Source organism: Adhaeribacter radiodurans (genome assembly GCF_014075995.1).
GTDB classification, from domain to species: domain Bacteria; phylum Bacteroidota; class Bacteroidia; order Cytophagales; family Hymenobacteraceae; genus Adhaeribacter; species Adhaeribacter radiodurans.
Map to the genome: position 1 here is coordinate 4370044 of NZ_CP055153.1, position 12853 is coordinate 4382896.

Annotated in this window: 10 protein-coding genes; 1 reads left to right on the plus strand and 9 read right to left on the minus strand. The window is 44.1% G+C overall.

The window, feature by feature from the left end; genetic code table 11:
- Window positions 1-22: 22 nt before the first annotated feature.
- The 8 genes from HUW48_RS17470 to HUW48_RS17500 all read right to left on the minus strand — a co-directional run bounded on the left by HUW48_RS17470 (window position 23) and on the right by HUW48_RS17500 (window position 11589).
- The gene (locus tag HUW48_RS17470) at window positions 23-1456 is read right to left on the minus strand and encodes a phytoene desaturase family protein (RefSeq protein ID WP_182412165.1); all 1434 of its coding nucleotides are present in this window, start codon (window positions 1454-1456) and stop codon (window positions 23-25) included.
- Between the two features lie 474 nt (window positions 1457-1930).
- Entirely contained in the window at window positions 1931-3589 is a 1659-nt protein-coding gene (locus tag HUW48_RS17475; RefSeq protein ID WP_220463945.1) for a hypothetical protein, read from the minus strand.
- 36 nt (window positions 3590-3625) lie between these two features.
- The gene (locus tag HUW48_RS17480) at window positions 3626-5053 is read right to left on the minus strand and encodes a DoxX family protein (RefSeq protein WP_246343530.1); all 1428 of its coding nucleotides are present in this window, start codon (window positions 5051-5053) and stop codon (window positions 3626-3628) included.
- A gap of 201 nt (window positions 5054-5254) precedes the next feature.
- A complete protein-coding gene (locus tag HUW48_RS17485) occupies window positions 5255-6604 on the minus strand; it encodes a RagB/SusD family nutrient uptake outer membrane protein (protein ID WP_182412166.1) in 1350 nt (449 codons plus the stop codon).
- Between the two features lie 12 nt (window positions 6605-6616).
- On the minus strand, window positions 6617-9724 hold the full coding sequence (locus HUW48_RS17490; RefSeq protein WP_182412167.1) for a SusC/RagA family TonB-linked outer membrane protein: 3108 nt from the start codon (window positions 9722-9724) through the stop codon (window positions 6617-6619).
- A 125-nt stretch (window positions 9725-9849) separates the two neighbouring features.
- Window positions 9850-10014, minus strand: a complete 165-nt coding sequence (locus HUW48_RS17495; RefSeq protein ID WP_182412168.1) for a hypothetical protein — start codon at window positions 10012-10014, stop codon at window positions 9850-9852.
- 49 nt (window positions 10015-10063) lie between these two features.
- The gene (locus HUW48_RS27340) at window positions 10064-10198 is read right to left on the minus strand and encodes a hypothetical protein (protein ID WP_262891451.1); all 135 of its coding nucleotides are present in this window, start codon (window positions 10196-10198) and stop codon (window positions 10064-10066) included.
- A 563-nt stretch (window positions 10199-10761) separates the two neighbouring features.
- Entirely contained in the window at window positions 10762-11589 is an 828-nt protein-coding gene (locus tag HUW48_RS17500; protein ID WP_182412169.1) for a transposase, read from the minus strand.
- Between the two features lie 269 nt (window positions 11590-11858).
- Here HUW48_RS17500 and HUW48_RS17505 point away from each other — a divergent pair, with 269 nt between their 5' ends.
- Window positions 11859-12119 (plus strand): hypothetical protein, encoded by a 261-nt coding sequence (locus HUW48_RS17505; protein WP_182412170.1) that lies wholly within the window; start codon window positions 11859-11861, stop codon window positions 12117-12119.
- A gap of 351 nt (window positions 12120-12470) precedes the next feature.
- On the opposite strand, the gene HUW48_RS17510 is transcribed toward HUW48_RS17505, so the two are convergent.
- Window positions 12471-12830, minus strand: a complete 360-nt coding sequence (locus tag HUW48_RS17510) for a nuclear transport factor 2 family protein (RefSeq protein ID WP_220463946.1) — start codon at window positions 12828-12830, stop codon at window positions 12471-12473.
- Between the last annotated feature and the right edge of the window lie 23 nt (window positions 12831-12853).

Sequence of the window (12853 nt, forward strand, 5' to 3'; positions counted from 1 at the left end):
GTCCACACAACTTTTAAAACCCCTACTTATGAATTTTAAAAACATCTTTCAAGGCCCGGTTAGCCGCATGATACCCGCACATACCGTGCACTCCCCCACCCGGTGGGGTAGAGGAAGAACAGACGTAAATGCCTTTCGCCGAAGTCCGGTAAGGCGATAGGCTTATGGTAGGTCGCGTGTATAATTGCTTTAAATCGATAATACCGCCGTTAATGTCGCCGCCAATGTAGTTGGGGTTATAGGCTTCTACCTGGGCGGTATTCATGACACTTCGACCGATAATTAAGTCCCGGAAACCGGGCGCGAAACGCTCAATCTGATTTTCGATGGCTTCGGTTCGGTCGAGCTGCGAACCGTTTGGTACGTGGCAATACGCCCAGGCGGTATGCTTCCCGGCGGGTGCCCGCGAGGAGTCAAATAAACTTTGCTGCGCCAATAATACAAAAGGCTTGTCCGGGTGCTGCCCCTTGGCACTTTTTTGCTCACCGGCCGCAATTTCTTCTAAAGTATTTCCCAGGTGCACGGTACCAGCATTCCGACATTCGGGCGCGGTAAACGGAATAGGTCCGTCTAGGGCCCAATCCATTTTAAATACGCCCATGCCGTAGCGGTAGCGGTTCAATTGCCACTTGTAAACTGATGAAAGCCGGTAACCGGCCATTTCCAGTAACTGTTTCGGTGTAACATCCAACAAAACAGCTTTGGCGGAAGGTAGTTGTTTTAAAGTTTTTACATAGTTACCGGTTTCGATTTCTCCTCCCAAAGAAACAAAATAGGAAGCCATGGCATTAGCGATTTGCTGCGAACCACCCTTAGGAACGGGCCAGCCTCGCAAATGCCCCACTGCCATTAATACTAAACCAATAGCCGAAGTAGCCAGGTTGCTTAAAGGTTGAATGCTGTGCGCGGCCATACCTGCCCAAAGACCCTTCGCCTCCGGAGTACTAAAACCTTTTGCCAAAAAAGTAGCGGAGGTAAGCGCTTTCACCCCAAAACCAGCCATAGCTACAGGGAATTTCGGAATGGGCAAAGGGCCTAATACATCGGGGGCTAATTTCGGCCAATCCCGTACCACCGATTCCATCAAATGCAAGTACGCTTCTTTATCTTCGCCCAATAAAGCAGCTGTTTCCTCCAACGATTTTTTTAAAATCGCGGCAGTCCCATTGTCAAAGGGGTGGGCGGCGGCAATATCGGGGTAAATAAATTCCAGCCCGTGTTCCTGCAGCGGCAACGTACTCATAAAAGGCGAGGCCGCTGCCATGGGATGAATGGCCGAGCATACGTCGTGCACAAAACCCGGCAGAGTTAATTCTTTTGATCGTAAGCCACCGCCAATCGTGCTGCTTCCTTCTACAATTAAAACGGAAAGCCCCGCTTGTTGCAACCGAATACCGGCCGCTAACCCGTTGGGTCCGGAACCCACTACTATGGCATCATAATTTGTTTTCGTCACAAGTAATATCTGGTTTGAATAGGTGAAGCAAAGTAACTGTACTTACCTTATTCTTTAAATCTGGTTCGGTATTATAATGTTTTAAGCAACATTTGTTTTTTCTGCTGAAGGGAGCTGCTTACATTATTAAATTTTTATTCCCGGAAAGTCAACCACCCCCAACCCCTCCTTAGCCAAGGAGGGGAGCTTTAATATGCTTTTTTTTAAGAAATAAATCTATAACGCGAATTTACTTCCGTGCCTTGCCCCTCCTTAGATAACTTGACCGAAAAAGGTTAAAGGACCTGCTAATTTCAGCAATTCAGCTTTTCTGTTTTAACCTGTAAGTCACGGAAGTAAATCCGCGCCATAGTTGCCATAGTTGTAAATAATTTTAAAAATTTTTTAAGTTAAAACGGTTTTTCTTCAAAACTCCCCTCCTTGGATAAGGAGGGGTTGGGAGTGGTTGACTTTCCTATTTAAGACCTACTACCACTAATATTTACCTGCTTCTAAAGTACTTTCGGAGAGCGCGTATTGTTTGTTCACTTTATCCAGCATAATGTAAACGGAGTTTTTCTTATCGTCGGTACCGGTTAAAATTACCCGGGAGCCATCGGTGGTGGAATATTTTAAAATCATGCGGTTGCGTTTTTCGTTTTTTGGTGCTTCGGCAAATTCACGGTCGCGGCGGGTAGAGGCGGCTCTTTCGTCAATCATCTTATTTTCGTCGCCGATGTTCGCTAAGGCTTCTTTGGGAATCCAGTTTTCATCGTAGGCTGTAGCAGCTTCTTTTTTCTTTTGCTGCGTATTCGAGTTATTCTGACCACCATCGCCACCTACGCCCGCTGCCCGGTTACGACGGGCTTGAAAGGGGTAATATTTATCCTGCAGGTATAAAACCTGGTTTACCGTATCGGCTAAATAATGAAAAATTCGTCGTCCGCCACCCACACCGGAAATTTCGAAAGTACGGTTAATGTCGCGCATGGGGTCGCCGCCACCGTTGGATAGATCCAAAGGCAAAGGCCGATTTACTTTGTAGGTCAGGGTAGTCCATTTCTCGAAAGTTACGTCTTGCCACCGCACCGAATCTTCCGGGGAGAAAGGCAGCATTTGATTATTAATCCGGAACTCCGATACGTGATACGTACCGCGTAGTTTCTTTACTCCGGCCGTAGATGGTTGCTTGTACGGATCGTACAAAAAGTTAACTAATTGTAGATAAAATAACACGCCCAAAAACAAGACGATGACGCCGGTTTTTAAACCAATGCGGGTAAATTTCTGCCAGGTTTGCGCAAAGGTTGGGTAATAATTTACCGGCACCGTAAAGCGTTCCTGAATAAGTAAGCGGTATAATTTCGGAATATCGTGCACCATCAGGAAACCAGCCAGCAACACAAAATAAGAGCTGTACACGTGCACCCCGCCGTCATAAGCAAAATTCACGTACACGATATCGCCCAAGGCACCAAATAACAGAATAGCACCCAAAGTAGTCGTGCGACGGAAAAACAACAAAGTACCGGCGGCTACTTCCACCACCCCGGCAAAAATCTGGTACCAGGGCACAATGCCGATGGATAACCAGTAAATTTTCTGGGCAGTAAAATCGCCCAGATTAGTTTCCAATAAACCTAAAGAAGGATACGGCATTTGCACCGGCAATAATTTAGTAAAACCGAAGCCGATAATACCAATACCGGCCCGATAACGCACAATTACCCGCAACCAATAATACAGTAAGTTGTAATTTTTAGGTGCCGGACTCTTTTTAGCAGCTACCCAAGTCCAGATTATTCCGCCCACAACGGCTACCAGAAAAGTAACAATCCAATTGGCGTAGCCATTAAGCTTACTCCCAAAGAAGGTATTTCCAAACAAATCAATACCGGAGCCGAAACGCGCAATGTCGTATAAATCGCGGTAATGGAGGTTGGTCCAATCCATATTGGCCACGTGTTTGTACCATTCCACGCCGTTCGGGATGGAGAGGCAAACAAAAAAGATAAATGATATCCGGAAGGCCACCTTCTGGTAAGCTTTCCATTCCGGAGTAGCGCTAATATTAGCGGGAGTACCAATCTCGTTCCCTGCAGCCACACGGGCTTTCTGATCGGTAGTCGGTTCGATGGTTTCTAAGGTAGCCATATCTGTTTTTTAAAATTGTTAGGAGAATTTATCTACTTATAACTTCATCAGTTTCTGGCGACCTTCGCGAGCCACTTCGTCCAACAGGTATTTTTTATTTATTTTTTCCAGCACCACGTACACGGGTTCCTGCTTCTCGTTATGGCCGGATAGAATAATCTGATTGGCATTAGGCCGTTCGTAATTCAGCGTTAATTTATCGCTCGGCCGGTTCTTGTTTTTGTTCTGCAGGATTAAAGTTTGGTTAGCAGCGTCAATCTGGTAAGAATAATATTGGCGGCCACCGGAACCGGCTTCTTCGTAATTGCGGTCCTGGTCGTTCAGGAATATTTCTTCGGTTTTGGCTTCTTCTAAAGGTGTTTTCTGATTAGAGCGGATGCTGATGGTAGCCCATTTTTCAAAAACTACGTCCTGCCAGCGAATTGGGTCGGTAACGGAATAAGGTAAAACCTGGTTGTTAATCCGGAATTCTTTTACGTTGTACAAGCCACTGGCATTTGGTAAGCCAGCGGTTTTCGGGAAATGGTAAGAGCCTTCTTTATGGTAAACCGCGTAGGTTTTATAGCCATACAGAAATATAAACACGAACACAAACGCACTTTTTAAAACCAATCGAGCACTTTTTTGCCAATCCGTAAATTTCGGATGAAAACGATTCGGGAGCGTGGGTTGCTCCAGGGTTAGTAAAGTAAAGAGCCGTTTGCCATCGTAAGCAAACAAAAATAAGGCGATGGTGATCAGGTAAAAACTGTACACGTATTCGCCGCCTTCGTAAGCCAAATTCGACATAAACACGTTGCCGGTAAATGGTAAAACTAGGAAAGCCCCAATAGAAGCCGTTTTGCGGAAAAAGAGTAAAGCCGCGGCAAGTAATTCTACCAAACCCAGAAATGATTGATAATCCGGCACAATACCCAACGTCAGTGAGAAAATTTTCCAGGCGTTAAAATCACCGTAGTGCGTGTTTAGGTTACTGATGGAAGGTAACGGCGACTGCATCGGGTAAATTTTTAAAAAAGCGTAGGCAATTAAGCCAATAGCTAAGCGGTACCGCAGAATAACGCGCAGCCAGTAATACAGCTGGTTGTATTCTTTATGCTTACGGTCCGCAGCTGACCAAATGGCAGCTCCAATTACAGCTATTACCAGAACTACTCCCCAATCGGCGAAAGAATTAATGCCCCAACCAGTTGCATTTTCGGGAGTGGAGAAAAACTGAGGGGTATAGCGGCTCAGGTAAAAGATGTCCCGGAAATGTAAATCGAGCCAGTTGATGGAAAACAGATTCCGAAAATACTTCCAGTCGAGCGGTACGGCCTGAATAAAAAAGTAAATAAAGAAAAAACGAAAAGCCGTTTTCTCCAGCCCGTTCCAGTCGGAAGTAGGAACCGATGGTTCCGGTACATTTACCTTTTCATAGGCTTTCTTTTTAGAAACAGGTAACGAAATTTCTGCGGTAGCCATATTTTTTTTAAATTTTTGTTGTATCAGGTATCAGGACACAGGTATCAGGACTTTCTGTTTTATTAACTGTTTTCTGCACTGTCGCAAACGTCCACGTTTGTGACGACTATTGGTAGGCGTCCCGCCTACGCTGGCCAGAGGCCAGCCCATGGGAACCATGAGCGTGGACGCTCGCGGTATATACAAACCAAAATTCAGTGACTAATAACCCGGGTTTTGCTCCAGCGCTTTATCAGCATTCAATTGGTCAATCGGAATCGGCAGCACGTATTTATTCGCATCGGTTACTCCCAAAACTTCCGCCACGCGGCCAGTCCGGATTAAATCATACCAGCGGTGCGGTTCAAAGGCAAACTCTACGCGGCGTTCGTTTTCAATGGCCAGCAAAACTTCAGGTTGGGTTACTGCTGGGCTGGTAGTTAACTCGGCCCGTTCGCGCACCGCATTTAAATCCGCTAGTGCTTCCGGTAACTTATTTAGCTGCGCCCGAGCCTCAGCCCGAATCAAAAACAATTCAGCAATGCGGATAACGAAGGTAGGATCGGTGGCCGGGCTGCGGTAATACATATTGCCGTACCACAATCCTTGGGTAGTTTTTGCGACTAAAGCGTTGCGGTTTCCTCCTACCGTGGGGTCATTTACCAGGCTTACCAAAGCATCGTTGGGTGCCCATTGCCGGGTGCCGCCATTAGCGGGTGGTTGCCAGCTGTTGCGGTGCGTGTTGGTAGAAGTCGGGCTGTAGTAAATTTCAAAAATGGATTCTTCGGTGCCGCGGGCATTGTTGGCGAAGAAAGCACTGTACGGTTTTACCAGTTTGTAATTGGCGGCGTCGTCCACTAGTTTACTCGCGTAGGATTCGGCTTGCACCCAATCTTTTTGGTACAGGTAGTAACGGGCCAGTAAAGCCCAGGCCGTTTTCTTGGTAGCCCGGTAGCGGTTGGTGGTTTCGGGTAATAGTTTTTCGGCCTCGGTTAAGTCTTTTAAAACCTGGGCGTAAGTTTCGGTTACCGAACTGCGGCGAATGCCTTCGTTGTCGGTGAGTTCTTTGGTGGGGGTGAGCACTAATTGTACACCGCCCCAGGTACGCGCCAGATCAAAATAAGCCAGGGCCCGCACAAAGTAAGCTTCGCCTAATAACTGGTTCTTTTTCTCCTGGGTAAAAGTAGCATCGGTTACGGCAGGCACTTTTTCGATGATCTGGTTCGCGCGGTTAATGGTTTGGTAAATGGCGGCCCAGGTACCGGCTACCGACGCGTTATCGGCGGTAACGTTGTGGTTAATAAATTGTGCCACGATGGACTGGGAACCGGTCCACTGAATATTATCCCCCTGAAAATATCCAATCGATTGAAAAGTAGTACCGTAATAATTCGTGCTGGCGAGAGCCCCGTACAAACCCCGCACAGCGGTTTCGGCGGTAACGCCATCCACAATGGTTTGGTCGTCCACGATGGCTTGCCGCGGCTCTACTTCCAGGAAATTATCGCAGGAAGCTAAACTTAAGGTCAGCACAAAGGGCAGTATATATCTGGATTTTTTAAAAAATTTCATTTTGGTAAAAACTTAGATGGTAATGTTGATTCCGAATTGAATGGTGCGCGGTTGCGGCGGCGTTCCGAGGTCTAAACCTTGGGTATTCTGGTCGGTGTTGGTTACATTCGACTCGGGGTCTGGACCGGTATATTTAGTAAGCAGGAACAAATTGGTTCCTACCACATACAGGCGCAGATTATCGACTTTCACCCGCGACAACAGATTTTTCGGCAGCGAGTACCCAACACTAAGCGAACGCAGGCGCAGGAACGAGCCATCTTCTAAAAAACGGCTATTTTGCTCTAAGCGGTAGTTATTGCCAATCCCGGTTAAGCGCGGAACATCCGTCTCGTCGCCGGGCTTTTGCCACCGATCCAGTTGGCTCGCAAAAATTACGCGGTTAGCATCGCGGGTACCACCGCCTTCACCGAAGAACCGGTTGTGGTTCCAGACTTTGTTACCGTATTGGAAAGAAATGAGCACGCCGGCATCAAAACCTTTGTAAGTAAAATTGTTGGTTAATCCCCCAAAAAATTTAGGAGAAGCGGTACCCAGAATCTGGCGGTCGGCGGCGGTAATTTGGCCGTCTTGGTTTACATCTTCAAATACTGCGTTGCCGGTTTGTGGATCTACGTACAATTGTTTGTAGGCCCAGAACGAGTACATCGGGTAACCTTGCTGCGCCCGCAGTAAATCGCGGCTGCCGTAAACGGTTGGGATGGGTAGTTTTTCAATTTTGTTAATGTTCCGGGACAAGTTGAAATTGGTGTTCCAGGTAAAATCACCCGCTTGAACGTTAACCGTGTTGATGCCTAACTCAAAGCCTTTGTTGCTGATTTCGCCGGCGTTGGTAATGTAGGTCGCAAAACCGGTGCGGGCGGGCACAGGTAATTGCAGCAAAGCATCCGTGGTGTATTTAGAGTAATAATTAAACTCCAGACCAATGCGGCCCTCGAACAAACCAACGTCTACCCCGGCATTTACCTGGCGGGTACGTTCCCATTTTAAGTTAGGATTGGCCACTTGCTGCGGTGCGATGCCCGGTTTATCGCCGCTGGTAGCGTTATCTACATAACTTACTCCACCGGCCCAGAAACCCAAAGGAGCAAAATCGTTGATGCCGTTTTGGTTACCGGTTACCCCAAAGCTACCCCGCAGTTTTAAATCGCTCAGGGCGGTTACATTTTTTAAAAATTCTTCTTCTTTTAAACGCCACGCACCCCCAATCGATGGAAAATAGCCCCATTTGTTATTGCCCCCGAAACGGGAAGAACCATCGGCCCGGATCGTAAACTCCAGCAGGTATTTTTCATCGAAATTATAATCTAACCGGGAGAAGAAAGAAGCTAAGGAATTTTTTGTCCAGGTTTGGGTAGAAGTACGCGTTGCCGCATCGGAGATTAAGGTAAAAGAATTACTCGCGAAGTTGCTGCCTTGGGCCGAAGTATTGTTCAGCACATCGCTTTGCAGCGTATTACCCACTAAAGCCCCAATGGTGTGTTTGCCGCCAAAGTTTTTGCGGTAAGTAAGGGTTTGCTCGTTCAGCCAGGACGTTTTTTGGGTTAAGCCCGAAGTGGCTAATCCATTGGTAGGAGCCGCGCCGAGCTGGGTTTTATCGTTCCAGTATTCCGATTCGTCGTAGTTGTTATAATCTACACCCCAGCTACTGCGGAATTTTAAACCCGGGATAATTTCAGCATCCACAAACAAGTTACCGATGTAGCGCAAGCTGGTAGAATTAACGTCGTAGTTATTCAGGAGTACATCCAGGTTATCAAAACCGGCGTAACGGGCCGGGCTCCCATCCGGATTGTTCTTGGGCAAATAAGTGGGCGTATGCAACGCCGATTGCAGTAAACCACCTTGCGGACCGTCGCCGGCGCGGGCCTGGTTGCGGTACGTGCGCGACACGGTATTGCTCACGCCTACCTGTACTTTATCATTTACCTGTTGATCAATGTTTACTTTAAAGCTGGCGCGCTGCAGATAAACCGGTTTTATAATGGCTTCCTGTTTGGTATAACCGCCGCCGATGTAATATTTAGTATTGGCGTTGCCACCTTGTAAGGATAAGTCGTAATTAGCCAGGCGGGCCGTGCGGAATACATCACCTAACCGGTCTTGTGTTTGTTGTTCTTCGGGTAAACCTCTGCCTCCCTCGGATACCGGCCGGAAAGGACGATTTTCAAAGGTTTGCTTTAAAGCCGGATTATCCTGACCCGAGTTAATCCAGTATTCATTGATTAAAGCCGCGTGCTCCGGACCGGTGGTTAAATCCCAGAGGTTGGCGGCTTTGGCAAAGCCCTGTGAGGTGTTGAAAGTAACTTTTGGTTTGGTATTATAGCTACCCCGTTTGGTAGTAACAATTACTACTCCGTTGGCGCCGCGCGAGCCGTAGATGGCGGTAGCGTTGGCATCTTTTAAAACTTCAATGCTTTCAATATCAGCAGGGTTTATATCCGCAATGGGCGAGGTGGCTTTGCCGCCGGTACTTACGGTTTGTAAGCTGTTGTTATTCACAAAAACTCCGTCTACCACGTACAAGGGGTCGTTGCTGGCGTTGATGGAAGTAGCGCCCCGCACCCGGATAAAAATGCCTTCGCCGGGAACGCCGGTGCTCGACGAAATCTGTACGCCGGAAGCTTTGCCTTGCAACTGCGCGGCAAAATTACCACCGGGTATGTCTTTGGTTTCGGAAGGATTTACTTTACTAACTGAGCCCACCAGGTTTTTGCGCTCCTGGCTGCCATAACCTACCACTACTATTTCTTTCAAAGCCTTGGTATCTTCGGCCAAGGTAACCTGCACCGGTTTTTGACCATTTACTGGAATTTCTTTGGTAGCAAACCCAATAAAAGAGGCTACTAAAGTACCCGAACCATTGGGTACGGTTAGCTGAAAAGTACCGTCGGTGCTGGTAGTAGTACCAATGGTGGTGTTTTTTAACACGATGGTTACGCCGGGCAGCGGTTCACCGGAAGGGCCGGTTACTTTGCCGGTAACTGGTACATCGGGCAAGTTCATCCGGTTGGCTGCATTAACCGGAAAACTATAAAGTGAAGAAAAGGCTAGTAAAGGTGTTCCATAAAGTGAAAGCAATAAGATTACTTTACTGCTTCGGAAGAGCAGCTTTTTCATAAGTTTCGTATATTTGGTGTAACAATTATTCCTGGGCTTTCCCGGTAATGCCTGGACCAGAGGCGTTGCAACCGGGAGAGCCCTTTTTCTTTTATAGGCTATTCTGAACGGGTATTTCCCTAATTTTAAAAATCCAGCATTGGCTTTTTCTTAGAAGCCAGGTTCTTGTTAGAACAAGATTGATTTGTTACTACGGGTTCTAACCGGGCGGTTAAGCCGAAAAAATTGGCTTTCCGGTGCAAAACCACCAGGAAAAATACAAATAAGGTAAGGCTGATAAACTCTATCATGACAAGTTTTTGAAAGTAAAAAAATTTAAAAATTTTTAGTATAGACCGGTTAGCCGCAACAACAACTCAAACGCATGGGAGCACAACCACCTACCGGATAGTTAAAACCTGCCTGGTTCCTGGCCAATGCCCCAAGGAAATCAGAGAGCGACGAAACTGTTCTAAATCTAAAATTTTTATACATTGTCTATAGATTTGATAGACAAATAAAGAAAAGCTTTTTTTCACTTCCAAATTTTATTTTACTTTATTTTTTATTTTTAGCTTAGTGCGGCTATTCCAATTTTATTTAATAAAATAAGGCTATATCCATTTAATACTTTAAGCAGCCAATTTCATACATTTAATTGTTTCATAATTAAACAATTAAATGTATTCCCTACTAAAGAAGCAAAAAAACAAATACCTTATTTTTGGTTTAGGTAAAGTTGCCAATTATCATTTAGTACTTTTTTGGGTAATAACAAATAGCCAAATTCATAACAAAAATTATACACGTAACCTTGTCAGGTTTAGTACTGATGGTTATAATAACCTAGAGCAGGATAGTAACATCCTTTCTTAAGCTACTACGAAATTTACTCCTGAACTAGAGGTTAAAATCAAAAGGTCAACATAAGAAGAAGACTAATTTATTGCGGACAACTATGATATAGTTGATAAAAGTACTAAATAGTTAGGGAGCGTTTCATAACTTAAAAATACTGGGGCACATACAAAAGGGTCGGCCAAGCATATAGAACTTGTTTAGAGTTTTGGTTTATTAGGGATTTTACGAATAAATAAGACGGAGAAAGCAATTAAAATAAGCACGAACCAGTGTAGTGCTTTGGTTTCGAATCGAATGAGCAAAGCTTTGAAGCTGTCCATCCAGGCGTTAGCTCTTTCAATGGCATTTCTCTGCTTAAAGAGTTGTTCATCAAAATAAATATATTCATCCGTGATTTGGCCATTCCTGGGATTAGTGGCAATATTAGCTTCTATTTTCATTTCTGAACATATACTTCTAAAAGCTTGGGAATCAAATCCGGCATCGGCATTTAAGAATAAACCTTTAGTTTCAATACCTGCTTCTTTCAATAAATTACATAATTCTTTAAATACTACTTCAATCTCATACAAGTCATGGTGGGCTCCTGATACTGGTAAACTACAAGCCAGCATCTGCCCTTTGTTATCAGCTAAAAACAGGCTATTGCAACTATTGGCCGCTTTCCTGTTTTGATAACCAATGCATTCCCCTCCCTGCTTACAGATAGTCTGACTACCATCTAACTGAACACCTGATAAATCTAGTAAGCAACGCTGGCTTTTTAGTAGGCCAAGCCATACATTCTTAAAACTCCCATCATTTACCCACTTTCGAAAATGATGATACACGCCTTGCCAGCTAATGGTTGGGCCAGTAAATATTTCTTTTAGGGGTAACTCTCGCCATTGACAGCCTGTTTTCAACCGATATAAAATACCTGAAATAATGGCTGCTGGTGCTACTTGTAATTTACTGCCTCTCTTTCCTTGGCTCAAATATGGAACTATCCACCGATTTATTTTATCTTCGCTTAATACTGCCATTGAAATAGGAACTTGTGTAAAGTGTCTTTGCAAACTCTTTTACACTCCTATTTCTTTGGTAGTTTTAAAACTCTAAACAACTTCTTATTTAAAATTAGAAGAAAATAACAGCTACCCGTAATTTTATGTACAATTAAATACATTAGGGACAACTATAAAAGAAATACCACTCCGCCTAAAAATACCTGATGCCCATTAAAACGCTCCTTAGCCATGTCTGTTAGCGGCACTTATAAAGAGAGTTCATTTAAATTTAGAAATCTAAGTTTATGAATTTTGAAAAACTAGTTCCGAATGTTTATTACGTGTATATCACTAAGGGTTTGAAATTTTTTGCCGACTGTTTGGAGTTTACTATTGGACATAATGAAATAAAATCAAGCGAACCGTTTTGTGTATTGGAAAAAGGTGGATTACAGATATATCTTTTTGAAAACGTAAAACTTGCTAAAGAGCAAAATCCCAAATTTCTTCATCCTAACTTTCATAAAATTACTCTCCGTCCATGGGGGCTAAAGAATTCGCCTTAAGGGACGAACAAGTTTGCATTATAATTCAAGAGTGGTAAAATCCTTTTGCCTAACTACGCATTTGTTTATATTATTGTAAAGATTGTTCGTAGACAATTATTTGATTTTAGTAATTTAGTTTTAGGCGACGAACTTAATTAGTTTTTAACGATTCACAAGACATATTATCTACTACGAACAAAGTATAAAAACAATGGCAGGATTGAGCAGTAAAGTTCTTAACCTTTATTATCTTACCCTTAGGCCAAAGCAGCAAGGATCTTAACCCATTTACCAATTTTGTAAAAGCACGTTGTACGTCATATTAAATGGCACCGCATAAAAAATTACATCTTTAAAGAACATCCATTTTTAGGATTTTATTTCCGTTTTATCTTGCCGCTTAAAATTACCTCCCCTTCTGGAAACTAATAATTTATTATTTATCCGAATGTATTTAACTTTATAGGTAGCACCAATCGTAGTCTTAATATTCTTGCCATTTTCACTACCTAATAGCGTAATTAAACAATACCATTTTCCTACCGAATTATTTCCATTAATTTTGACCACCTGCTGGCCATTAAAATGATAGATGGTTTCAACATCTCGAAGAAAATTATCAAAGGCTTGCGCCATTTCTTTTCTACCTTCCAGTTTTAAAATTGTTTTTCCTTCGGCTACTGTTTCAGATATCGCATTTTCAGAAAAACAATTGCACTTGGTTTTCAAAGTATTTATTATCTCCCAACATG